The sequence below is a fragment of the Clostridia bacterium genome (assembly GCA_012840125.1).
Classification (GTDB): Bacteria; Bacillota; DULZ01; order DULZ01; family DULZ01; genus DULZ01.
The window spans coordinates 1-23,386 of sequence record DULZ01000037.1; the positions used below are offsets into that span (position 1 = coordinate 1).

General features: G+C 52.8%; 21 protein-coding genes and 2 tRNA genes. 16 read left to right on the forward strand and 7 right to left on the reverse strand.

Annotated features, from left to right (window positions below; all coding sequences use genetic code 11):
- On the forward strand, positions 1–1,642 hold a 1,642-nt coding region (locus GXX34_03935; protein HHW06677.1), incomplete at its 5' end, for a sigma 54-interacting transcriptional regulator.
- 88 nt (positions 1,643–1,730) lie between these two features.
- Here GXX34_03935 and GXX34_03940 read toward each other — a convergent pair.
- Entirely contained in the window at positions 1,731–2,369 is a 639-nt protein-coding gene (locus GXX34_03940) for a cobalamin-binding protein (protein ID HHW06678.1), read from the reverse strand.
- Between the two features lie 337 nt (positions 2,370–2,706).
- Between GXX34_03940 and GXX34_03945 the strand changes: the two genes are divergently transcribed.
- From GXX34_03945 to dctP, 8 genes are all read left to right on the forward strand, one after another.
- A complete protein-coding gene (locus tag GXX34_03945) occupies positions 2,707–3,879 on the forward strand; it encodes a 2-hydroxyacyl-CoA dehydratase (protein HHW06679.1) in 1,173 nt (390 codons plus the stop codon).
- Between the two features lie 3 nt (positions 3,880–3,882).
- Positions 3,883–5,190, forward strand: a complete 1,308-nt coding sequence (locus GXX34_03950) for a 2-hydroxyacyl-CoA dehydratase (protein ID HHW06680.1) — start codon at positions 3,883–3,885, stop codon at positions 5,188–5,190.
- A gap of 4 nt (positions 5,191–5,194) precedes the next feature.
- Positions 5,195–6,409 carry a formyl-CoA transferase gene (locus GXX34_03955; protein HHW06681.1) on the forward strand — a complete coding sequence of 405 codons (1,215 nt, stop codon included), beginning with the start codon at positions 5,195–5,197 and terminating at the stop codon, positions 6,407–6,409.
- A gap of 36 nt (positions 6,410–6,445) precedes the next feature.
- Complete coding sequence (locus GXX34_03960) at positions 6,446–7,585, forward strand: uroporphyrinogen decarboxylase (GenBank protein HHW06682.1); 1,140 nt, start codon at positions 6,446–6,448, stop codon at positions 7,583–7,585.
- A 12-nt stretch (positions 7,586–7,597) separates the two neighbouring features.
- Positions 7,598–7,744 carry a hypothetical protein gene (locus tag GXX34_03965; GenBank protein ID HHW06683.1) on the forward strand — a complete coding sequence of 49 codons (147 nt, stop codon included), beginning with the start codon at positions 7,598–7,600 and terminating at the stop codon, positions 7,742–7,744.
- 53 nt (positions 7,745–7,797) lie between these two features.
- Positions 7,798–8,280 carry a TRAP transporter small permease gene (locus tag GXX34_03970; protein ID HHW06684.1) on the forward strand — a complete coding sequence of 161 codons (483 nt, stop codon included), beginning with the start codon at positions 7,798–7,800 and terminating at the stop codon, positions 8,278–8,280.
- On the forward strand, positions 8,277–9,578 hold the full coding sequence (locus GXX34_03975) for a TRAP transporter large permease (protein ID HHW06685.1): 1,302 nt from the start codon (positions 8,277–8,279) through the stop codon (positions 9,576–9,578). The genes GXX34_03970 and GXX34_03975 overlap by 4 nt, the downstream gene beginning before the upstream one ends.
- A 133-nt stretch (positions 9,579–9,711) precedes the next feature.
- The gene (gene dctP, locus GXX34_03980) at positions 9,712–10,818 is read left to right on the forward strand and encodes a TRAP transporter substrate-binding protein DctP (protein HHW06686.1); all 1,107 of its coding nucleotides are present in this window, start codon (positions 9,712–9,714) and stop codon (positions 10,816–10,818) included.
- Between the two features lie 195 nt (positions 10,819–11,013).
- On the opposite strand, the gene GXX34_03985 is transcribed toward dctP, so the two are convergent.
- The 4 genes from GXX34_03985 to GXX34_04000 form a co-directional block, all read right to left on the reverse strand.
- On the reverse strand, positions 11,014–12,771 hold the full coding sequence (locus GXX34_03985; GenBank protein HHW06687.1) for a 4Fe-4S binding protein: 1,758 nt from the start codon (positions 12,769–12,771) through the stop codon (positions 11,014–11,016).
- Between the two features lie 77 nt (positions 12,772–12,848).
- Positions 12,849–13,184 carry an oxidoreductase gene (locus GXX34_03990; protein ID HHW06688.1) on the reverse strand — a complete coding sequence of 112 codons (336 nt, stop codon included), beginning with the start codon at positions 13,182–13,184 and terminating at the stop codon, positions 12,849–12,851.
- A gap of 48 nt (positions 13,185–13,232) precedes the next feature.
- Entirely contained in the window at positions 13,233–15,476 is a 2,244-nt protein-coding gene (locus GXX34_03995; protein HHW06689.1) for a molybdopterin-dependent oxidoreductase, read from the reverse strand.
- Between the two features lie 181 nt (positions 15,477–15,657).
- Positions 15,658–15,819 (reverse strand): hypothetical protein, encoded by a 162-nt coding sequence (locus GXX34_04000; GenBank protein HHW06690.1) that lies wholly within the window; start codon positions 15,817–15,819, stop codon positions 15,658–15,660.
- Between the two features lie 414 nt (positions 15,820–16,233).
- Between GXX34_04000 and GXX34_04005 the strand changes: the two genes are divergently transcribed.
- Positions 16,234–16,330 (forward strand) — tRNA-Sec (locus tag GXX34_04005).
- Positions 16,331–16,541: 211 nt separating this feature from the next.
- Positions 16,542–17,405 (forward strand): fumarylacetoacetate hydrolase family protein, encoded by an 864-nt coding sequence (locus GXX34_04010; GenBank protein ID HHW06691.1) that lies wholly within the window; start codon positions 16,542–16,544, stop codon positions 17,403–17,405.
- Between the two features lie 162 nt (positions 17,406–17,567).
- Here GXX34_04010 and GXX34_04015 read toward each other — a convergent pair whose 3' ends face one another.
- A complete protein-coding gene (locus GXX34_04015) occupies positions 17,568–17,969 on the reverse strand; it encodes an SCP2 sterol-binding domain-containing protein (protein ID HHW06692.1) in 402 nt (133 codons plus the stop codon).
- Between the two features lie 145 nt (positions 17,970–18,114).
- Here GXX34_04015 and GXX34_04020 point away from each other — a divergent pair, with 145 nt between their 5' ends.
- The gene (locus GXX34_04020; protein HHW06693.1) at positions 18,115–18,579 is read left to right on the forward strand and encodes a ferritin-like domain-containing protein; all 465 of its coding nucleotides are present in this window, start codon (positions 18,115–18,117) and stop codon (positions 18,577–18,579) included.
- A 74-nt stretch (positions 18,580–18,653) separates the two neighbouring features.
- Here the strand turns inward: GXX34_04020 and GXX34_04025 are convergent, their stop codons facing one another.
- Positions 18,654–19,742 carry a site-specific DNA-methyltransferase gene (locus GXX34_04025; protein ID HHW06694.1) on the reverse strand — a complete coding sequence of 363 codons (1,089 nt, stop codon included), beginning with the start codon at positions 19,740–19,742 and terminating at the stop codon, positions 18,654–18,656.
- Positions 19,743–19,859: 117 nt separating this feature from the next.
- Between GXX34_04025 and GXX34_04030 the strand changes: the two genes are divergently transcribed.
- The 4 genes from GXX34_04030 (at position 19,860) to GXX34_04045 (ending at position 23,378) form a co-directional block, all read left to right on the forward strand.
- Positions 19,860–20,789, forward strand: a complete 930-nt coding sequence (locus tag GXX34_04030) for a radical SAM protein (GenBank protein HHW06695.1) — start codon at positions 19,860–19,862, stop codon at positions 20,787–20,789.
- Between the two features lie 33 nt (positions 20,790–20,822).
- A complete protein-coding gene (locus GXX34_04035) occupies positions 20,823–21,704 on the forward strand; it encodes a pyridoxamine kinase (GenBank protein ID HHW06696.1) in 882 nt (293 codons plus the stop codon).
- A 36-nt stretch (positions 21,705–21,740) separates the two neighbouring features.
- Positions 21,741–23,015, forward strand: coding sequence for a GTPase HflX (hflX, locus tag GXX34_04040; protein ID HHW06697.1), 1,275 nt, complete (start codon positions 21,741–21,743; stop codon positions 23,013–23,015).
- Positions 23,016–23,282: 267 nt separating this feature from the next.
- Positions 23,283–23,378, forward strand: a tRNA-Ser gene (locus tag GXX34_04045).
- The last annotated feature ends 8 nt before the right edge of the window (positions 23,379–23,386 follow it).

The window sequence follows — 23,386 nt, forward strand, 5'->3', positions numbered from 1 at the left end:
CCAATTTCCGGAGATCAGCCGGCCGGTGGCGGATTCCTGGCTGCGGGCCCGGATGAGGGGTGTAGACCCGTACAAAGTTGTGAAGAAACCGCAATTGACTGAACAGGAATTACAAGAAATCCGTCATGATAAAGAGCCCTTGATTGCGGCTACGGAAGCATTAATTAACAGGCTGAAAAACATCCTGAATGATTGTGGCTACATACTTTACCTGATTGATCCGGACGGGATTATCCTCGTGCATGAAGGTGACTGGAAAAGGAACCGTCCCTTTCCTGAATACGGGTCCAGGGTTGGGATCATCGCCAACGAGGAAACCATCGGCACCAACGCCCATGAATTGAGTATTAATTTAAAAAGGCCGGTCCAGCTGTTGGGACCGGAACATTATGCGGTAGTTTTTCAAAACAATATCGCTTCCGCCGCCCCGGTGTTTGATGCAGATCGCCAAGTGGCAGGCGCTTTGTTGTTGTTGAGTAGGCCCTGCGAGGGAGAAAAGGATGGTTTTTTAACCCGCCAGTGCAAGAGTGAGCTGGCCCTGGTGGTTTCCATGGCGTCTGCTGTGGCGGCTGAAATGGTCCTCTGCCGGCCCCGGGTGAAGGTGCAAACCAGCAGCATGGGGAAGGACAAATCCGTTTTGCCCGCCGTGAAGGAACGCCGGCCCGCCGGCTCCGCCGGTGCCGTGTTCAACAAAATCATCGGTGAAAGCGAAGCCATCAAAAAGGCGGTGAAATTGGCCAGGAAATTTGCCCAATCCCGGGAAAACATCTTGCTGACCGGGGAAAGCGGTACGGGCAAGGAGATTTTTGCGGAAGCTATTCATCAATACTATTGTCCTGACGGCCCTTTCGTGGTGGTTAACTGTGCGGCCATGCCCAGGGATTTGATCGCCAGTGAGCTGTTCGGTTACGAAGGCGGTAGTTTTACGGGAGCGGAGCGAAGGGGCAGGCCGGGGAAAATTGAGCTGGCCGACGGGGGCATCTTCTTCCTGGACGAGATCGGGGACATGCCCCTGGAACTGCAGCCGGTTTTATTAAGGGTACTGGAAAACAAGCAGGTGACCAGGATCGGCGGGTGTACGGCCAAGAAAGTGGATTTCCGGTTGATTGCCGCCACGAACCAGAACCTTTACCAGATGGTGCTGGAAAACAAATTCCGGGAAGACCTCTATTACCGCTTGTCCGTGCTGAACATCCATATCCCGCCCCTGCGCGAAAGGAAAGAAGATATCATCCTGCTGTGCGACTACTTTATTGAGGAATACTGCCAAGAAGCCGGTCGCCCCCGGCCCCAGCTCAGCCGGGAAACCGTCGAATACATTTTAGCTTACGACTGGCCCGGCAATGTACGCCAGTTGAAAAATGCCATGATCTATGCCGTGAATGTTTGCCAAGGCCAGATCATTACGCCCCAGGACCTGCCTCAAAACATCATCCTGGATAAAGTGAGGCACCGGCTGTATCCCAGCCACTTCCCCGTGGACAGTATCGGGGAACTGCTGCAAATCAGCCATTTGGAGAAGACGGCCATCCAGACGGCTTTGACCTATACTAATCGCTGTGTGCCGGAAGCGGCGAAATTACTGGGTTTGAGCCGGTCCACTTTGTATCGCAAAATTAAAGAGTATAATATTACTCTATAAGCAAACCGGTGCGGAGCCCGCAATAAAAAAATGACACATCCGTTACAGGACATGTGTCATTTTTTATTGGCTGTGGGTTTTCTAAAGATTAAGCGACCCAGTTTTTACAGATTTTCACACCTTCCGCCGCATTAGTGGTAAAAGCATCGGCGCCAATTTTCCGGCAGGCACTTTCCGTCACCGGGTTCCCGCCGATGATGACTTTGACCGTATCCCGCAAGCCTGCTTCTTCCAGGGCTTTCACTGTTTTCTCCATGGAATCCAGGGCGAGGGTTAACACACCGCTCATACCGACGATCTGGGGTTGGACTTCCTTAACCTTGTCTACAAAAGCCCCCGGCTTTTGATCAATGCCCAAGTCGTAAACTTCGAAACCGGCGGCTTCAGCCATGTTCCGGAAAATGTTTTTGCCGATATCGTGCAGGTCCCCCTCCACGGTGCCTAAGACAATTTTACCTATCTTTTTCGCGTCGCTGCTGCCTAAAACGGGCTTAAGCATCTGCATCACTCTGGTCAGCAGGTCACCGGCATAAATCAAATCGGCCACATAGTATTCGCCCTGCTCGAACAAGTCCCCCACTTTGGTCATTCCCTGCTGGCAGCTGTTTACCACCAGTTGAGCCTCTTCCGGCGTGGGGTTGCCCGCCACGAACTCCCCGATCATGGCCAGCAACTGTTCCTCGTTGAGATCTCCTAAAGCTTGGACCAGGGCCTGTAAATCAATCATTTGTCCCAACCTCCTCAAAAGTTTGCTCTGCCGTCCCTGTGTCATGACCCAAGCCACGGGACTTGGTATTACTATCATGGCGAGGTTACACCACCTCAACCGCATCAAACGTTACTGCTGGGGCCTCGGTTTTCAAGGGATCCCATCTTACTTATGAAGGGAGATTTGTACTAATGCGAACGTTCACATTACCTGGGAAAACTTACATCCCTAGCTAGAATTTTAAACCCTCCAGCAGCTGGAGGGTTTAAAATTCTGGTTAGACAGGGAGCCCTTCCTTAATGATGTGAACGTTCACATTAGTACAAACCATGCTGCACAAAGGAGATGAGACGCCTTGAAAACCGAAGACCCAGCGGCAAGGCTTGGAGCGGCTTACGAGGTGTTGGCCCGGGCTTACCGCAACCGGCATGAGCGGGCCCTTCAGTGGAAGGAACAGGGTGGACGGGTGCTGGCATGCCTGGGAAGCGATGTGCCGGAAGAGTTGGTCCTGGCCGCCGGCTACTTGCCCGTCAGGGTGTGCGGCGAACCGGGGCAGGCCACTCCCCTGGCGGACCGCTACTTGGAACTGGCTTTTGAGCCCACGGCCCGGTCCAAATTCAACCGCCTACTTGACGGTACTTATGCTTATGCGGACGGCTTGGTAATATCCAACTCAACGGATGTGCTGGTGCGTCTTTACTTTTATCTCAGGGAACTGCATCGTGTCGAGCCGGAAATCGAACTTCCTCCTTTTTACTTCTTAGATCTACTGTTCATGCCGTCCATGATCAGCAGTGAATACAATCTGGGGACTTTAAGGAGCTTTCAGAGGATTTTGGAAGAATGGAGCGGGCAGGAAATTACTCCGGACCAATTACAGGAGGCCATCCGGTTATGTAATGAAAACAGGGCACTGCTGCGCCAATTGGCGGAGCTTCGCCGGGGAACTGCTCCGAGAGTAACCGGGGTGGAAGCCCTTACCATCATCGGTGCCTCCTTGCTCATGCCCAAAGAAGAACATAATCGCCTGCTTTGTGAAATCTTAGACAAAGCTCGCCGGCTGCCTCCTTTAGAGGGGGTCAGGCTCTTTGTTACCGGCAGCGTCCATGAGCAAACGGATTTCTATGAATTGATCGAAGCTTGCGGCGGGATTGTTGTCGGGGAAGACCATGACTGGGGTAACCGTCACTTCCATACCGATGTGGCTACCGATGTGGAGCCCCTGGCAGCCATCCGGGATCGCTATCACCTGCGGCTGGCGTCTCCGAACAAGCACCTGGTGTCGCACCGGGTCAGGGCACTCCTGGACCAAGTGCAAGAATGCGGCGCTGAGGGAGTTGTCTTCTTCATGCGAACCTATGATGAAGCCTCCACTTGGGATTACCCGGAGCAGCATCAAATACTGGAAAGTTTGGGGATTCCCAGCAAGTTGTTTGTCAGGCAGCCCTACACACTGGCCAACCGCCGCCAGTTGATGGAAGACATCACGGAACTGGTAGCCCAGGTCCGGGCCGGGAGGAGGGAGTGAGGTATGACGGCTAAGGAAGAGGCAGGAAAAAAAGTGCCGGAAAAAGGACAGCGCAGTGTCAAAAGGCTTCAAGTTGCTAAGGAAGCCAGCGCTTATCAAAAAGAATGGTTTATGGGACTTGGTCAAAGAGTGGCTGCCGGTGAGCCCTTCGCCTACCTCAATGCCGATGTGCCCATGGAAATCTTTCGAGCCATGGACATTCCCTTTGTGGTGAACCAGTGGTGGGCGTCCATTTGTGCGGCAAAGCAAATGACACCATATTACTTTAACTTGTTGAAAGAAGAGAATTACCGGGACGACGTTTGCCAGTACTGCGTGACGGCCCTGGCCTGCTCCTTCGATCCGAAACCGGAGGAAGGGCCTTGGGGCGGGCTGCCCAAGCCCTCCATTGCGGTGACCAGGTTAACCTGCGATGCCCAGGGGAAGATTTTTGAGTTGCTGGCCAAGCGGTACGGCGCCAGTTTTTATCCCATGGAAAACACCATTCCCTTAATTGCCCCTGACAACTGGTGGGAAAAGGCCCCGTATCGCTGGGAAGAGCTGTATGAACCGCGCCGGTTGGATTTTGCCGTGGAGGACTTAAAGGGGCTGATCCGCTTCTTGGAATTGACCACCGGACGGGCATTCAGCATGACCAGGTTCGAAAAAGTGATGGACCTGATCAACCAGCAAGAGGAGTATTACCGGCTGACCCGTGATTTAATTGCCCAAACCGTCCCGGCTCCGGTCACCATCGCCGATGTGGTGGGTCCGGTGATGCAGGCCCAGTGGCAGCGGGGCACCGAATGGGCGGTGGAAAACGCCCGCAAGCTGTACCTGGAAATCAAGGATTTAGTGGACCGTGGTGCAGCCGCTTGTCCCAATGAACGGATCCGGTTGGGCTGGATCGGCAGGGGATTATGGTTTAACCTCGGGTTTTACCAGTATTTCGAAGAAAAATACGGTGCCGTTTTCGTCTGGTCCATGTATCTTGCCATGGGAGCCGACGCATATATCCGCTACGGCGGTGACCCCCTGCGGCGGTTGGCTTCGCGGTTTATCGGCATGGAAGATTTCCTGCACATGCCGCCCTGGAACAACCAGTGGTTTTTGAAAGAAGCCAAGAACAATCAACTGGACGGAGTGGTTTACCTGGTCCCGGAAAACTGCATGCAGGCCGTCGAAGGCTCCTACTTCATTGCTAAAGCATTGGAGGATGCCGGTATCCCGGTGCTCATGCTGAGAGCGGATCCCGTGGATGCGCGCAAATGGAACCAAGCAACCATGACGGCAGCGGTGGAAAGTTTTATCAAAGAGAGACTAGGAGGGTAGTTGCATGTCCAGGTCTGTCTTAGAAGGCATTAAAGTCCTTGATCTTACCCAGTTCGAATCCGGTACGGTGTGTACGGAAACCCTGGCTTGGATGGGAGCCGAAGTATTAAAAGTGGAGCGTCCCAGAACCGGTGAAGCCGGGCGCTATTCCGTCGAAGAGCCCGGTGTGGATACCTACGGTTTTATCATTCTCAATGCCAATAAGAAGTCCATTACTTTAAACCTCAAGAGCGAAAAAGGAAAGGAGATACTCTGGCAGCTGATCGATAAGGTGGATGTATTCATTGAAAATATGGGACCGGGATCCATTGAACGCCTGGGTTTCGGTTATGAAGCAGTGAGCCGCCGCAATCCACGCATAGTGTACGCCCAGATCAAGGGTTTCGGTACGGACGGCCCTTACCGGGATTACCCGGCCTTTGACCCTATTGCTCAGGCTGTAGGCGGTTCAGCCAGCATGACCGGTGAACCTGACGGGCCACCCATGCAGCCGGGCCCCAACCTGGCCGACAGCGGTGCCGGGTATTTGACGGCGTTGAGTATTGTGGGAGCCCTGTACCAGCGGTACTCTACCGGTAAAGGGCAGCATATTGAAGTGGCCATGCAAGATGTGGTCATCGGTTTTTGTCGTTCTGCCTGGGAGCAGCATTACCGGAACAATCAGGCAGCTCCCCGGGTTGGCAATGGTATGCCCCTGGAGCCGGTGGCCCCGGCCAATATGTATCCCTGTAAACCGGGTGGTCCTAATGACTATGTCCATATCTATTGTTCACGTCATCCGGGCAGTCATCACTGGCGCACCTTGTGCAAGATCATTGGGCACCCGGAGGCTGCCGATGATCCCCGCTTTGCTACCCCACGTTCCCGCTACCTGCATCGCCATGAGATTGATGCCATGATCAGCAATTGGACCCGCCAATATACCAAATTTGAAGCGATGGAGATTCTCGCCAAGGCCGATATTCCAGCCGGCGCTGTTTTAGATACCATGGACATTACGAATGATCCCTATTTGCGTAAGAGAGGGATTATGGCTGAAATTGAGCACCCGCAGCGAGGTAAAATGCTCATCCCCGGTTTTGCACCAAAGATGTCCGGCAACCAGGTCCGGATTACTTGCTCACCGGGGCTGGGCGAGCATAATGAGGAGATCTACCGGGGCCTTTTAGCCATCTCCCAGGAGGAGTATCGCCGGCTTCAAGAAGAGGGAGTCATCTAAGGCTTCCTGACAACCCAGGCAGGAGGGGATGCCAGCATGGATACTAATCTGTATAATGCCAGGTTTGAGAGATTTCAAAAAGCCTACCATGTGGAAGTGCCGGACCGGATCCCCATCGAGGGGCAGTTTACTCCCACCTTTATGCTGGATTATTGCGGTTATTCTTTAAAGACATGGGATCCGGCCGTAGTGGACCGGGCCGTGGACCGGGTCCTCGGTGAATTCGACTATGATTACGTGCGGAGTATCTTTTACCGGTCACCTCAATATTTCATTCAACTCGGGGCGAAGACTTTTGTGCAAAGCGAAGACGGGACAATGCAGCACCCGGATGTGCACGGGTTAGAGCCGGAGGAATACCCGGAGTTCATCGCTGATCCTTTTAAAACTATCGTAGAAAAAATCGTGCCCCGTCTCTACACGGAATTGGCGAAACCGTATCCTTATAACGCCGTTGCTGTCGCGAAGGCAATTTATACGAACCACATGCTGCGGGAAAAATTTAAAGCCATTCAGGATAAGTACCGGGAAAAATACAGCATCCCTTATACCGGTGGGGGTATGCTGGCGGCACCCTTTGATTTCGTCGCTGATTTCATTCGCAGTTTCAGCGGCATCAGCATCGATATCCGGCGGCGGCCCGATCAAGTGGCGGCCGCTTGTGAAGCGGTGCTTCCCCTGCTAATTAAGAAAGGAATGTCCGGTCCTAACGGGATAACCAAAACGATTTCCATGCCTTTGCACATGGCTCCCTATTTAAAGGAAGCCGATTTTGAGAGATTTTACTGGCCCACGTTCAAGAAATTGTGCGATGTTATGACGGAAAATGGGTACTATCTATATATTTTCTTTGAGCAAGACTGGACCAGGTTCCTGGACTACCTGCAGGAACTGCCCAAGGGCCGGATTTTGGCCAAGTTCGAATACGGGAATCCCAAGTTGATTAAAGAAAAATTGGGCAAGAACGTATGCATTTCAGGTTTGTACCCGGTGGAGCTGCTTAAGAACGGCACCAAACGAGAATGCATTGAAAAAGCCCAGGAGCTAATCGAGATCCTGGCTCCGGGAGGGGGATATATTTTCGGCCTCGACAAATCGGTGATGAAAAAGAGCGACATTAATCCTGAAAACCTTAAGGCGGTTACCCAGTTTATCATTCGTGAAGGAAAGTACTAGGAGGCTGGGACTATGAACACGAAGGAACCGGTACTGTTGTCATGGGAAGAGTTTATCGCCCAGGTGGGAGAGAAGGTGACGGATGATCCCAAAGCGCCGGAACTTTGGGAACGAGTACAGACTGATGTATTTAACTTCTTTATCTCACTTTTGATGTAGATCTAATGACCGGTCTGTCCGTGTGAGTAAATATCCCGAAAAGGAGGACCTCGATGAGTAAGTTCGGCAAGTTTTATGACGGCTTAATGCGCTTTACCCTGTATTTGTCCAGTATCGGGCTGTTCTTGCTGGTGGTACTGGTGACGGCGAACACCATTGGACGCGGCTTCCGGCATCCCATTCCCGGAGGGTATGATTTAATTACTCTTAGCGCGGCGGTATGCGGCAGCTTGTCCATAGCCTATTGCACGAAACTCAAAGGGCATGTCCATGTTGATATCGTCGTCAACGTGTTATCGCCGCGGGGTAAGAAGATACAAAAGATTATCTGCGGCATTATGGGTATTGCTCTATGGTGTCTTATTGCTTGGCAGAGTGTGAAGGTCTTCCTCACCCGGTTGACTACTGAAGTGACGGAAGTGTTGAAAATACCCTATGCCCCCTTTAGATTCCTCTTTGTGTTTTCCATGATACTCACGGTAGTGATCTTAGTTGAACAATTAATCGAAGACATGCAAGGGGGTAAAGAAGCATGAGTCCAGTCACTATAGGGATTATCGGCATGATCGCCTTGATTGCCTTGATGGCATACGGCATGCCTGTAGGTTTCGCGATGGCTCTTGTCGGCTTTGTCGGCATGGCGATACTCATCAGCCCAACGGCCGCCATCACTAAACTGGCTACCACTCCTTTTGGTTATGTGGCCAGCTATGACTATGCCGTTGTACCGATGTTTATCTTAATGGCAAACATTATTGTCGTTTCGGGACTTGGAACTAATCTATTCAATATTGCTGAAAAGTTCCTTGGTCGCTTCAACGGAGGCATGGCCATGGCCACTACCGGCGGTTGTGCAGGTTTTGCCGCCATCAGTGGTTCTTCTTTGACCACCTCCTTGACCATCGGTACTGCAGCAATCCCGGAAATGAAGAGATACAAATATGACCTGGATTTTGCCGGGGCGACGATCGCCGCCAGCGGAACCCTGGGGCTTCTCATCCCCCCCAGTACCGCCTTGATGCTCTACGGGATTGTTACCGGTAACTCCATTAAGGATTTATTCCTGGCCGGGTATATTCCGGGTATCCAGCAGGCTTTATTCTATCTCTTGGTTATTTACCTGCTGACCAAAATCAATCCGGCTCTTGGGCCCCGTGGTCCTAAATACAGTTGGAAGGAAAAGTGGGATGCACTGAAACAAGGTGGAGAAATACTTCTCTTGATTACTTTTGTGATTTTGGGCTTGTTTATGGGGTGGTTTACGGCCACGGAAGCCGGGGCGGTCGGGACCGCCGGCGCCCTTTTGATAGTCTTGCTGCGCAAGCGGTTGACCTGGGAAGGTTTCCTGAAAGCGATTAGCGATACGGTGAGGGTATCCGGTATGTACTATGTAATCATTATCGGTGCCCAATTGTTCATGAACTTTACAACAGTTACTACCCTACCGACCATGTTGGCCCATGGGATTCAGAATTCCGGACTGTCCCCCCTAATGGTTGTTTTCCTGATTGTGGTGATCTATCTCTTCCTCGGTATGTTTATCAACGGTACGGCGATGATGCTTTTGACTCTGCCGATTTTCTACCCGTTAATCATAGACCTTGGCTTTAATCCCATTTGGTTTGGTGTCTTGGCTACGAGGGTAAGTGAAACGGGCCTTTTGACCCCGCCGGTTGGTTTGGGCGTTTACAGTATGAAAGCTATTATGCCGGACCTGAATCTGGCGAGAGTGTTCAAATTCACAATGTACTTTGTGGTTACCGATATCATCCATGCGATACTGCTTGTGCTCTTCCCGGGGATGGTCACATTCTTACCGGACATAGCGAGGTAAAGTGTCTTCCCGGGAGCCGTAGAAGGGGGTGTGAGACGGTTCCAAATGCCGCTTACTGAGTTTCCGGTTAGATAGGAGAGGGCTGGCTGGTTTGGAAAACTGACTCTAACTTTGACCAAAGGGGTGTATCACAGTGACAAAAGTCAGGGGTAATTGGTTGCTCACGATTATCTTAAGTGCTGTGCTCATTCTGACCGGTGTGGCTTTAGCCGGGTGTTCCGGCGGCTCCGATGGCTCTGCTGACACTTCCTCCGGTGACAATGACGCGGCGGAGCAGGAAGTGATCACGCTGACGTTTACTTCTTTCAGCACTTTGCCCCAAACTGCTGCCAAAGTGGACCATGAGTTCATTAAACGAATTGAAGAAGTGACCAATGGTAGAGTGAAGTTCCAGTATTACGGCGGGGGCACCCTAATTAGCGGTAATGATGCTGCAGCTGAACTAGGCAGCGGGGTAGCGGATTTCGGTATCCCGCGGGTGGGATATTCTCCCCATGGTTATGATTTGAATAAAGCATATATGACTTTTATGTTCAACTGCGATCCCTATGATGCAGAAATGGAATTGGATATTGCCCATCAAATTTTTGCACAGTACCCGCAGTTTGACCAGGAGTTCTTGGAGAATGGGATGGTCCCCTACGCCGGTAATGCCAGCGGTACTTCCCGGGCCCTGTTTACCACCAAACCGATCAAATCTTTAGATGACCTGAAAGGCGCGTCCATCCGTGCCACCGGAAACTGGGCGGAGATCGTGAAAGGATTAGGTGCCGAGCCGGTTAACATTCCTATTTCTGAAACATACTTAGCGCTGGAAAAAGGTACCGTTGACGGTGTCATCGGCCTGGCCACCTTCACCCTGGAAGCTGACAAACTGGCGGAAGTGGTCAAGTATTGTTATGACTTAAAAGTCAACTTTGCACCGATTTATGAATGGGCCTTCTGCAAGGCCACTTGGGACAAGCTGCCCGATGACATTAAGCAGGTCTTTATTGACAACAGGGACTTCCTGGAAATGAAATCCGTAGAAATCAACGTTGCCGATACTCTACCGGCGGAAGAGTATGCCAAGAGTTTAGGTGTGCAATTCTTAGAGCTCAGTGATGAAGACCAAGCCAAACTATATGATGTTATTGATAAAGTGAACAGGCAGGTGGCGGCAGACCTGGACGCCAAGGGAATTCCCGGCACGGAGATTTATGAAGCAACGCAAAAGCTGATTAAGGAATACAAAAAGTAGAATTTAACTATTTCCAATCTTGGCTTTCCATGCAGTGAAATGACGGGAAGGATGGGGGCATACCAGAGGTTGGCATGAAAACCGGAAGTGTGAATAATGAAGAAAAAGCCATTGATCGGTACAGATCAGTGGCTTTTTCTGATAGGAGGTAGTGAAGCCTAAAGCAGTCAAAAGGGAGGTGCTTGAAGCTGTGTTTTATGGTTCATGCTTAGAAAAAGCTTCCGAAACAGGTTTGATACAGCCAAAAGGACAGGTTTGGGCGCAGGCGCCGCATTTGATGCACAGCCGGTCGTCGACGAAAAAGCGGACGGTGCCCTTCCGGTTCTTTACTGCGCCGGAAGGACAGACCAAATAACAGCAGCGGCACTGTTTACATTTCCCCTGGAGAATTTCAAAACGAATGAGATCCTTGCACGCGATGGTGGGACAGTATCCCGCGGCGTGGGCGGCAAATTCTGAGCGGAAATACCGCAGCCCGGATAGAACGAGCTGCGCCGGAGAACAACCGGTGGGGCACCGGGTTTCCCGGGCCACCTGCCGGGCTATTGCTTCGATTTCTTCGAGCACTCCCCCATAGCCCTGCCCTTGGGTCAGCAGGGAGAGTTTGGTCTTTAATGCAGCGATACCTGTCTCGCAGGCAGGGCTGCCTGCACAGTACCTCGGGGTTTGCGTATTAATCGCGGCCAGAGTCCGGTCCACGATACAGCGGTGCCTGTCCAATACCACCAGCTCATGGAACATGAAGCCGGTAGTGTTGGCGCTTTTGGTGGTTTGGTTGTCAAAGGGAAGAAAGGTACCGTTAGGGAACTCCACTTGTAAAGCTTTCCAAGAGCCGGATGATTTATTGGTTATGGTTTGGACCAGCGCCGGCAAGTCTTCCTCCGCCGGCACTTCGACGAAACCGTGGCTTTTGAGGTCACCGCTTAAATAAAAAACGCGGGTATCCGGTTGCTCAGGCCCGGAGCCGGCGGCCCGGCGTACCAGCCCCGGGATGTGGGCCAGGGGCTGCAAGGGTTCCAGGGTAAGGCCGTGCGGTGCCGTCGCACCACCGGAGTGAGTTTGGTTATGGGCCACCGCTATTTCCAGACCATAATCCGTCCCCAAGATGTGGTCGCCCACCAAGCCGTATTCCCTGGCGGTGGCGATGGCCCGCTCCAGGAGGGCGGCGGCCAGGGCGTGTTTGGCGGGTATGTAAATCACTGCTTGCGAAAAGCCCAAAGCATAGCCTGTTAAGAGCAGGCTTTCCAACAAGTGGTGGGGGTTGTTTTCCACCAGGGCCAGTTCCAGGGGAGTGAGCTCTGTGGAACTGCCAACAGTCATGCATGGGGCCTCAAGAGGAGCGGGAGGCTGCCGGTCATCAAGGTTCAGCAAGGGGGAGGCGGTAATTAACTGCCGCAGCTTTTCCGGCGAGAATTGTTGTAACGCATCCCGTAGGGTAAAATACCCGCCGGTGGCGATATATTCGGCGATGTCTTGGGGATCGATGAAACCCCAGCTGTGGCTGATAGACCGCCGTTGGAGCTTGAAGAAACGAGCCAGGGAGGTTTGGCGGTCGCCGGTGATGCTTAAATCCGAGAAGCCCTGCAGCCTGCCCGGTTCTTTTTCCACTGCGGTTAACCACAGGTAAGAGGTAGGTTGATGTCCCTCCACCAGCCGGATTACGTGCCAAAGGGATTTACCGTCCACCCGGCCGAAGAAATAATGCCTCCCATCGGGCAGGCGCACATGGATTAACGGCTCGGCAAAGCAGGCGCCTAAGCAGCCTACGCCGGTTACCTTGACAGGGAGCGCCCAGTCCCGGCGGGCGGCCAGCTTGTCGCGCAAAAGACCTGCTCCCTTGGCCAATCCGCAGGAAGAGGTGCCCACGTTAATCCTAACGGCAGAAGAGGGACATAAGCTCCGGCGACCGGTTTCCGCTAAGTGTTCCAGTATACCTGGGTTGTACTGAACCATCTACCTAACCTCCACAAAAGAGAAGCCATAATGGCTGCCCCAGGCAGCCATTATGGCAAGCACCAAGGTACAGGAATCTAGGGGATGAAAAGGGCCATTTTCCTTCCTTTAGCGTTCATTTTTTCAATCAGTTCTTCTACGGGACCGTACTCCATGCATTGACCGAGGCAGTGGTGGACACAGGAGGGCTTTTTCCCCTGGGCCACCCTCTCGCCGCAGAGGTCGCAGAGTGAAGTGGGAACGGGAACATAATTCCATTCCCACTTTTCATCGTCAATTTTCCAAGGCCCAACTTCCATCAACTTAATGCCCCATTTTCCTTTGGGAATCTGCTTTTCCATTTTACAGGCTACTTCACAGCTGTGGCAGCCGGTGCAGTATTCGTAATCAATCAGCAAACCGTTTACTGACATTGAGCTCCCTCCATTCATGTAGTAGTTTTCCGCCGTGGGGTGACACACTTAAATGCCTTCGTCAGTTTTGGTGACTTTACAAATGACGCTCTTCAGCGGTGCGCCGAAACCGAGTTTCCCGATGTGCTTGTGCGGGACCATGGTGTTGATGTTGGATTCCCACACGCCGAACAAGCTGGGTTCTTCACCGGGTTTTTCCGGGTACCACCAGCCGTGGGTAGCATGGACCACTTTCGGGTGAATCGTGGGTGTCAGCTTGGCCTTCAGTTTTGCTTTACCGAACATGTTCTCAATGATGACCCAATCCCCGTCTTTAATGTTGTATTGAGCGGCAGTTTCCGGGTGGATCTCCAGCTCGGGCCAGGGATCGATTTCTCTTAAGGTCGGTATTTGCCTGTGTTCTGAATGGAAGGAGGTAAACTTTCTCGCGCCGGTAGTGAGGATCAACGGGTACTCCTTCGCTAGTTCAGGTGTGCTGTACGGGCTGTAATGGGGTTCCTGGTAGTACGGCAGCGGATCGTCGCCCCACTGTTCAAAGAGAACGGAACGCAGCTCCACTTTACCGGTGACGGTGTTAAAGCCCGGCTCCCCGTCATCTCTGAGCAAGCCTTTTTCATATTTCCTGTATTCCACCGGGGTCTGGTAGACGCCCATTTCTCGCAAGTCGTTGAAACTAATCCCCAGCTCGGGTTCAAGTTGTTTAGTGAAGAAGTCTTCCACGCTGTCATAAGGCCACATGTGCGGGTACAGTTTCTTGCCTAATTCAATGCAGACTTCGATGTCAGACTTGGTTTCACCGACGCGCAGGGCTTCATTGATGGCCCCCAGGAAGATGGCGTTCCGGCCGAAGTGGGTGAGTACCACACCGTCCATTTCGGCGAAGGTGGGCAGCGGCAAGAACACGTCTGCAAAAGCCATGGCGGTGGGGGTCATGAAGGTATCCTGTACCACGCAGAATTCTAATGATTGCAGTGCCCTATACCAGCGGTCCGGCTGGGTGGAGCAGGTGGGGGTGATGAAGTTGCTGCTGTTGAACCATCCCATCCTGAGCTTGTAGGGCTTGCCGGTCTCCAGGCAATCCAGAGTCACGTCCGGGTGAGTGGTGGCCAAAGCATTGGCCAGGGCAGGATATTCCTTGGCACCGATTCTTTTCTCCCATAATTCCTCGGACAGGTTGTAACGGGTTTCAATGCGCCACTTGCCCAGCAAGGCCGCTCTGGGACCTAAGGTAATGCCGCCGGGGATATCCAGGTTGCCGGTAATGGCTACGATGGACAGGAGGGCATGTCCCAGCTGCACGCCGTTGGGGTTGGTGTCCACGGCTAATCCCCATTGAATCGGGCAAGGTTTGTTGGTAGCAATGATCCTGGCTACTTCGATGATTTTTTCTTTCGGTACCCAGGTGATTTCCGCCACTTTTTCCGGCGGGTATTCCTGGACACGCTGCTTTAAGTCCTCGAAGCCGAAGCACCATTTGTCGACGAATTCCTTATCATAGAGTTCTTCGTTGATGATGACATGGAGCAGGCCTAGAGCCAAAGCCGTGTCGGTGCCCGGTCTTAGCTGCAATACGTGTTCCGCCCGGCTGCCCAGCCAGGTGATTCTCGGGTCCACATGGATGATCTTGGTGCCTCGCTTCATCATGTCGATGAGGGAGTGACCGTAGAAACCGTCGGGGTTGGACATTAAGGGGTTCTTACCCCAAACGACGATGTATTTGGGCAACTGGTAATTGGGGTTGTCATAGCGATCCGGGAAGTGCCCGGCAAAGTCGATTTCCGGGTAGCCGGCGCCCAGGATGTAGTCGGTGATAGCACACCTGGGGCCGTAGCAAGACCAACCGCTCAGGGGATAGCAGACGTTGGGTGTGCCCAGGGAGGCAAATCCTAACGGGTAGTAGTACAAGCAGGCTTGTCTACCGGTGCCGCCGAAAACGATAATGGATTCGGCGCCGTAGTTCTCAGTGTAATACTTGACCTTCGGAACGATAATGTCCCAGGCTTCATCCCAGGAGATTCTTTGCCACTTATTCTCCCCGCGCTTGCCCACTCTTTTCATGGGGTAGACAATTCGCTGGGGATGGTGGACGTATTCAGGCAGCGACAAGCACCTGATGCAGAGCCGGCCTTGGCTGATGGGATGCTCTTCGTCCCCTTCGACTTTAATCAGCTTGCCGTTCTTGACATGGAGTTTCATGCCGCAGCCGACGGGGTGGTCACCCGGCGGGGACCAACCGCAGGTTCTCACGATATATTCGCCGTCAGCAATTTCCTTTTTCCATTGTTTATCCATTTATCCCACCCTTTCTTGAAAAATTTTTGCCGTCCGATTGAACATTGCAGGTGTTGAAAAGATGTGGTTGGTTTTTGCTGTCTTCGATGCCCCCTTGTCGATGAGTTTTGTTTCAGGTTGTTCCAGGCACAGGGTTAAATTGGCGGAGGGAACAGCCCCGGGTTAGGCGACGGAAAAGGGTTCAAGGTTTCTTTTGTTCCGGTTGCTGCCCGTCTTTAGGCTGTTCCAAAGAAGCACCGCAGAAAGGACATTTCTTTTGGACAACGCCGCCGATGAATTGGATCTTTTTTTGGCAGTTTGGGCATACTGCCCCTTTGGCAGCCGACGCCGGTCTGAAGCACATAATTTTTAACCTCCTCACGCTGGCATGGAATAGAATATTTTGAGATAATGAATAAAGAGTCTTAGCTATTTGCCCTGGGTGGCTGGTGAGGATTCCAGCAGTCCGCGCCGGCAAACAGCTGAAGACAAGTGCAGCAAGCTGGCTATGAGCTTAATAAAGCAATAATTATGCCAAAAGGTACGTATTACCGGTACGGTGCTCCAGGAAGATAATACAGCGGGTTTTGCTGCACCGTAGGCATGCGGGGCCTGGGCGGGGGGAGGTTTTCCGATATTTTTTTAGGACAGCAGTGTCTTTTTAAGATTCACGGTTTCCGGCGTGAAGCTGCCAATGGTAGGTAACCGGGTTTTACACTTGAGGCTGAGAAAAATTTTTGATATAATCGGAGAGCGATATAAGGAGCACTTATTTCTTGGGAGCGGATTGGGCCTGGTGGCTCGCCTGGACTTCAAATCCAGTGGGACGCAGTGGACCTGCGTTCGGTGAGTTCGATTCTCACACGTTCCCGCCATTGATACATAAGGCTTTCAGGATTCCCAATGAAAGCCGGCACAATAAAAACTGGGTGCGAAATTCGTTCATGCCCAGCCCATGCCCAACAAGAATCAGGTTCTTCTCCGGTGGAAAGCCTGATTGTTTGTTGGGTTTTGTCTTTGTTGGCAGGAACACCATCAGGCTAAATCGAACTAGAATGCTATATTTACCTAGGGGTGGTGACAGGAATGAAGCTGGTAAATTTCAAGCTGGGGGATGAAGTAAGGTTAGGTGTTAAAGTGGAAACCGGTATTGTGGACGTGAAAAAAGCGGCCGCTTCTTTAGCCCTGGATGTGCCGGCGACGATGGAAGAAGTGATGGCCGGCGGGAAGGAAGGTTTGGCCCGGTTGGCTGAACTGCTCAACCATGAAGTGGAAGTTGTGCCCGAAAGGGAAATTGTTTTTGCCCCCTGTGTGACTAATCCCGAGAAAATTCTCTGTGTCGGTTTGAACTATTTAGATCATGCCAAGGAGCTTAACGCCCCGATTCCCGATACACCTGTTTTGTTCAGCAAATGCAACAATGCCCTGGCGGCCCACAACCAGGTGATTAAACTGCCGGCAACGGCGGAGAAATTCGACTATGAAGCGGAGCTGGTCATTGTCATCGGCAGGGAGGCCAGGCGGATCAGCGAGGAGGAAGCGCCGGCATACATCTTCGGTTACACCGCGGGCAATGATTTGACGGCGCGGGACCTGCAGTTCCGTACGCACCAGTGGCTGCTGGGCAAGACCTGTGACGGCTTTGCTCCCACCGGCCCATACCTGGTGACGGCCGACGAAATCAATCCCGGCAACCTCCGCATCAGCTGCGAAGTAAACGGGGTGGTGCGGCAGGATTCCAATACCGGCAACCTGATTTTTGACTGTGCCGGCATTGTCAGCTACGTCTCCCAGTACATGACCCTCAAGCCCGGCGATCTGATTTTCACCGGTACTCCGGGGGGTGTCATGTCCGGTTACCCGCCGGAGAAACAGCAATGGTTAAAACCGGGGGACGAAGTGAAGGTGACCATTGAAAAGATAGGCACCCTGGTCAATATCATGGGTTGACCGGCCCAACACGGGCTGTGATTAAAGGCCGGCCGTGTGCAGGGGCAGGACGGTGCACCCGCCGCCCGGCGGCGCTCATAGGGGGTAACGCCGCATTTGGCGGGGGATGCCTGTGGGCATGCACCGCCGGCGGCACATTGCCGGCCTCCTCGTCTCATGTACTTATGCCAGGCCTTGGCTGGACAGGTATTGCTGGTAGACCCTGATGTTTTGCGGTAATGCGCCGACAATTTTCAGGATGGCCCCCATGTCCCCTTCCGTTTTGATTCTGCCCATGGTAAATTCCATCATGGGATTGCCCTTGCCCGTAAAGAGCTTGTGGAAAGTATCGCTGGACAGGTTCAGCCCCACATCCGGCTTGTCCGGGTAACCGTGGGATGCGGCCAGCCCGTCCGCGGAGCACTGCAAGGTAAAGCCTAAACCTAAGTCGTTCAGCTTGATGCCGACGGTCCGGTTCAACTGGCGCCAGCTCTGGGCGGCTTCCTCATCATTAATAATGGCTTGAATGTAGCCGTACAGGAATTCTTTGGCTTGCTCCGGGTCATTTTTCAGGGGAAAACTCACTGGAAACCCTCCTTACAATTCTCAATAGTCTGAAAGTATCTTAACACTGAATAAGTACTCAGTCAACCATGGCCGGGTTGGTCTGATAAATTGACGGAAACAGGCTATAATAACAATAAACACTGCCTGGAGAAAGGAAGATCTGATGGAGCCCGGCATGGTGCAGGATGCCCTGCATAAAATGCTTATATTGGAAAAAAGTCAAGTGACGCTGTATTCTTCTCTTGCGGCTAAGGCGCCTAATGAAGAGCTCGTCCACGGTTTGCAAAGGCTGGCCAAAATTGAAAACGATCATGTGCTGGCCATTGAGCAAAAGCTGCTGGAGTATTTCCCGCATCAAAACGGTACCCTCCGGCAGGTCAAAGACTCCGTTGCCGGTTTGGGGCTCAAGGGTTTTAGCACCCTGATCAACACCGCCGGGGGATTGGCCGGCCTGGGGATTTTAATGAAAGCGGCGGCTGCTGCGGAGGAAAGGGCTATGGCTGACTACCGCAAAGCCATTGCCCATCTCCAGGACCAGGCCATCATAGACATCTTTTGGGAACACCTCATTGATGAAGAGCTTCACTATTTATGGCTTAAGGAAAAGGCAGCACAGCTTATGAATTAAGCTGCGCCGGTTATTCCGCCGGCGCCTGCTGCCCCCCCGGCGTGAATGCACCACGCCCTTTTTTGCTGTGACCGCTATTCTTCCCGGTAAAACTGCCGGCGGTAAATGTTCCGCAGGTGGTTAATAGTTCTAAGCTGCTGCCCGTCCCGGTAGCACCAGTAATCCCAGCCGTTGCACGTCAACCTGTCCTGCAGGTAAGCTCCCACCCGGTGAATGGAACCCCGGTAATCCCCGCAGGCGATAGACCCGTCAGGGCAAACCAGGGCTTGATATTTCCCGCATTTCGAGTACAGGGTATCCCCCGGCTGCAGCAAACCTACCTCCAGGAGGCTGCCGAAAGGAACCCTGGGCAGGGTGCGCTTTTCCGGCGCTTTCAATAAGTCCCCGGGTAGGTCCAGGGGCTGTACCCCCGCAATCCGTGCCCGGGCAATTTTGACATAGGCGGTCTCTTTTTCAATGCCGATGAAATGCCGGCCCAGTCTTTTGGCCACGGCTCCGGTGGTGCCTGTCCCGAAGAAAGGATCTAGAATAATATCCCCCGGGTTGGTGGAAGCCAGCACCACCCGCGTCAGCAAAGCCTCCGGCTTTTGGGTGGAGTGAGCTTTTACCCCCGCTTGTTTAATACGTTCTTTGCCGGAGCAGATGGGGATGTACCAGTCGCTGCGCATTTGCTTATCATCATTGAAGATTTTCATGGCTTGATAATTGAAAGTATATTTGGCCTGCTCCCGGCTTTTCTTGGCCCAGATGAGGGTTTCATGGGCATTGGTAAAACGGACCCCTTTGAAGTTGGGCATGGGGTTATTCTTGATCCAGATAATGTCGTTTAAGATCCAGAAACCCAGGTCGCTCATGATCTTGCCGATCCGGAAAATATTGTGGTAGCTGCCGATGACCCAGATGGTCCCGTCCTCTTTCAGTACCCGGCGGCAGGCGGAGAGCCATTTTTCCGTAAATTCATCGTATTCCGCTAGGGAAGAAAACTTGTCCCAGGCGTCTTCCACGCCGTTGACCCTGGTTTCATTGGGCCGGTACAGTTCCGCGGCCAGCTGCAGGTTGTAGGGCGGGTCCGCAAAGATCACATCAGCGATTTTTTCCGGCAGCTCTTGTTCCATGACGGTGATGCAGTCTCCCTGGATGATCTGATTCAGGTAGCTTTCCATTTGCTTCACCTCAAGTTGCCATCTTTTTGATTATAAAAGAGGTGAGCGGAAAAATAAAGACGCGGCCGCAACTATGCTATAATAAAGCTAGTCCAAGAGGCAAGGCAGGTGTTCCGGTTGGAGAAGTATCAATATATTTTCGGCCCGCTGCCTTCCAGGCGCATGGGATTGTCCCTGGGTGTCAGTCCCATCCCCAAGAAATGCTGCAATTATTCTTGCGTGTATTGCCAGTTGGGCCGGACCCCGAAACTGGAAAAGGAACCGCGATGGCATTTTCCCGCGGCGGATATTCTCAAGGAAGTGGCGGATTACCTCAGTTCCGGGGTGCATTTTGATGTGTTAACCGTGGTGGGGGAAGGGGAACCTACCCTCTATGCCGGGCTGGAGGAACTGCTGGCCGGGTTGAAGAAGCTCACGGATAAACCTATTGCGGTGATTACCAACGGTTCTTTGCTGGGCGATGCAAAGGTGCGGCAGGCTTTGCAGCAAGCCGATATCGTTATGCCTTCCTTAGATGCCTATGATGAGCATAGCTTCAAGAAAATAAATCGCCCCTGGAAAGACCTCCGCTTTGAAGAAGTTTATCGAGGGCTGGTGACCTTTTCCCAAGCATATACCGGGCAGCTGTGGCTGGAAGTGATGCTGGTCCGGGGCTTGAACGATGATGAGACTTCATTATTAAAACTCAAAGATTTGCTCGCTGGGATCCGGTATGACCGGTTGTTTATCAATTCTCCCGTGCGCCCGCCGGCGGAAAGCTGGGTGGGAGAACCGGAGGAAGCTGTGCTGAAACGGGCGGAGGAAATCCTGGGCGGGGTCTCCATTGCCCAAGCGCCCGCGCCGGATTTTTACAGCGAAGAAGTGGACGACTACGAGGCAGTGCTCAGTATTATTAAAAGGCACCCCATGAACCAGCACGAGATCAAGAGTTTCCTGGCAGGCAGGAACTGCGGGGAGCCGGAAGAGGTTTTGCGGCGATTGCGAGAGAACCCGCAAGTGGAAGTGATTGATTACAAGGGCTATCAGACTTATCGAGTAGTCCGTTAGCAGTGAATTAAATCTCTTTGAAAGGAGCTTGCCATGAAAAGACAAATTAAAAGAGTGGCGGCGATTCACGATCTCTCGGGCTTTGGCAGGACATCCCTGGCGGTGGTGATTCCCATTCTCTCCACCATGGGCATGCAGGTCTGCAGTCTGCCGACGGCGGTCCTGTCCACCCATACGGGAGGTTTTGAAGGGTATACTTTTGTGGACTTAACGGAGTTTATGGATAAGTCCATTAACCATTGGAAAGAGCTTGGCATAGAATTTGATTGTATCTACAGCGGTTTTTTGGGCTCCCCCCAGCAGATTGATATCATCTCCCGCTTTATTGATGACTTTTCCGGTAATGACCCGCTGATTGTGGTGGACCCGGCCATGGGGGATAACGGCCGCCTGTACAGCACCATGACGGGAGAAATGGTGGTGCGGATGCGGCACCTCATCACCAAAGCGGATATTATTACTCCCAATTTCACCGAGGCAGCCTTCCTGCTGGATGAGCCTTACCGGACCGGTATCACTTTGGAAGAAATGAAAGACTGGCTGGTCAGGCTGTCCGATATGGGGCCGCAAATCTCGATCATCACCAGCGTGCCTTACCGGGGCAGCAAGTATCCCAAGCACCAGACCAGTGTTATTGCCTATAACCGGGAAGACGGGCGTTTTTGGAAAGTGACCTGTGAGTATATCCCGGCCCATTACCCCGGGGCGGGGGATACTTTCACCAGCGTTTTGACGGGCAGCCTCCTGCAGGGCGACAGCCTGCCCCTGGCGATGGACAGGAGCGTCCAGTTTATTACCACGGCTATCAGGGCCAGCTACGGCAGCCAGTACCCGGAGCGGGAAGGAGTGCTGCTGGAAAGAGTCCTGGGCGTCCTGAACTTGCCGGTAGTTTCCTCTAGTTATGAAGTGCTTTAATCATAGGAGGGAGGAAAGATTAACCCTGTAACCGGGATGGAGTTGGAGCGGGCGATTGTGGTTGGATTGGACACGAAAAAGCCTTCCCCGGGGGAGTTGAGTGCCCAGGAATCCTTAAGAGAGCTCAGGGACCTGGTGGAAGCAGCCGGGGCCTGCGTAGTCCGGGAGTTCCTGCAGAAGAGGGAAGCGGTGGACCGGGCTTTGTACATCGGTAAAGGCTTAGCAGGAGATCTGGCGCAGTTCGTCGAGGCGGAGCAGATAGATCTCGCCGTGTTTGATACGGAACTGTCGGGTACCCAGCTGCGGAATTTAGAAGAAATCCTGCAGTGCAAGATACTGGATCGGACGGGGATTATCCTGGATATCTTTGCCCAAAGGGCCAAGAGCAAAGAGGGAAAAATCCAGGTGGAGCTGGCCCAGTTGGAATACCTGCTGCCCCGGTTAGTGGGGAAGGGTACGGAATTATCCCGGTTGGCCGGGGGCATCGGTACCCGGGGCCCGGGAGAAAGCAAGCTGGAGCGGGACCGCCGCCATATCAAGAGGCGTATTGCCGATCTAAAAAGGCAGTTGGCCCAGGTCAGCAAGCAGCGGCAAGTGATGAAAGCCAACCGGAGCTTGTCCCTGGTTACCCTGGTGGGATATACGAATGCGGGGAAATCTACCCTGCGCTATAGACTCTTGGAAGTGGCCGGCGGCCTGCAGGTGGATTTAACGAAAGAAGATGCGGGTACGAACCAGCTGTTTGCCACCCTGGACTCCACCGTGCGCGGGATTGAATTGCCCAATGGGCGCAGGATTCTGCTGGCGGATACCGTGGGCTTTATTCAAAAACTGCCTCACCAGTTGGTTTCCGCTTTCAAAGCGACGCTGGAAGAAGTGCAGGAAGCGGATCTCTTGCTGCATGTCGTCGATGGCACCTCTCCCCATGTGGAAGAGCAGGTCCAGGCAGTGGAGCAAGTTTTAGGGGAATTGGATGTGCTGGATAAACCGGTGGTGATCGTCATGAACAAGATGGACTTATTGCCGGAAGGGATGATACCCTACCGGCACCCGCAGCACCCGGTGGTCCATTTGTCCGCCAAAACAGGTGAAGGCATTGACAGGCTGCTGGCGATGCTGGCGGAGATGCTGGGCACGGCGGGGCGCCGGGTGCAGCTGCTGCTGCCCCATGAGGAGAGCCGGCTGCTGGGAGAGCTGTTCCGCCTGGGACGAGTGCAGGAAATCGTGTACCAGGAAAACGGGATCCGCTTAACGGCAGAAGTGCCGGATTCCCTGTATGCCAGGCTGCATCCCTACCGGTGTTTTCATTAACTTCGTTGTCCTGTAATCAAGGGCGGTGAAATGGGATGCCCTCCTGCCGGTGTTTCCCTTAATCACCGGCAGGCCGGGGTGTGTATATCCCGCAGGAGAAAAAGAAATGCTAATATGTGAACAAATTGGTGCTGACAAAAGGGCCGTAACCGTGTATAATGTTTAGAGCCGGGAGTTATTATTTTACTGGTGACAAAGATTTGATTTTGTTGTATAATAGCTATCGTGATATCTTCCTTGTAACTGTATATTAAGGTTTTTTGATGCGGAGAGATGGCTGAGTCTGGCTGAAGGCACTCGACTGGAAATCGAGTAGACGGGCTAAAACCTGTCTCGAGGGTTCGAATCCCTCTCTCTCCGCCATTTTCATT

Coding starts and splice junctions, on each gene's coding strand:
- GXX34_04000 (HHW06690.1), bottom strand. CDS start 15,819: ATGTGCTTCAGACCGGCGTCGGCTGCCAAAGGGGCAGTATGCCCAAAC.
- GXX34_03985 (HHW06687.1), bottom strand. CDS start 12,771: ATGGTTCAGTACAACCCAGGTATACTGGAACACTTAGCGGAAACCGGT.
- GXX34_03940 (HHW06678.1), bottom strand. CDS start 2,369: ATGATTGATTTACAGGCCCTGGTCCAAGCTTTAGGAGATCTCAACGAG.
- GXX34_03960 (HHW06682.1), top strand. CDS start 6,446: ATGGATACTAATCTGTATAATGCCAGGTTTGAGAGATTTCAAAAAGCC.
- GXX34_04020 (HHW06693.1), top strand. CDS start 18,115: ATGGAGCCCGGCATGGTGCAGGATGCCCTGCATAAAATGCTTATATTG.
- GXX34_03950 (HHW06680.1), top strand. CDS start 3,883: ATGACGGCTAAGGAAGAGGCAGGAAAAAAAGTGCCGGAAAAAGGACAG.
- GXX34_03970 (HHW06684.1), top strand. CDS start 7,798: ATGAGTAAGTTCGGCAAGTTTTATGACGGCTTAATGCGCTTTACCCTG.
- hflX (HHW06697.1), top strand. CDS start 21,741: ATGGAGTTGGAGCGGGCGATTGTGGTTGGATTGGACACGAAAAAGCCT.
- GXX34_03965 (HHW06683.1), top strand. CDS start 7,598: ATGAACACGAAGGAACCGGTACTGTTGTCATGGGAAGAGTTTATCGCC.
- GXX34_04035 (HHW06696.1), top strand. CDS start 20,823: ATGAAAAGACAAATTAAAAGAGTGGCGGCGATTCACGATCTCTCGGGC.
- GXX34_03975 (HHW06685.1), top strand. CDS start 8,277: ATGAGTCCAGTCACTATAGGGATTATCGGCATGATCGCCTTGATTGCC.
- GXX34_03990 (HHW06688.1), bottom strand. CDS start 13,184: ATGTCAGTAAACGGTTTGCTGATTGATTACGAATACTGCACCGGCTGC.
- GXX34_03955 (HHW06681.1), top strand. CDS start 5,195: ATGTCCAGGTCTGTCTTAGAAGGCATTAAAGTCCTTGATCTTACCCAG.
- GXX34_04025 (HHW06694.1), bottom strand. CDS start 19,742: ATGGAAAGCTACCTGAATCAGATCATCCAGGGAGACTGCATCACCGTC.
- GXX34_03995 (HHW06689.1), bottom strand. CDS start 15,476: ATGGATAAACAATGGAAAAAGGAAATTGCTGACGGCGAATATATCGTG.
- GXX34_04010 (HHW06691.1), top strand. CDS start 16,542: ATGAAGCTGGTAAATTTCAAGCTGGGGGATGAAGTAAGGTTAGGTGTT.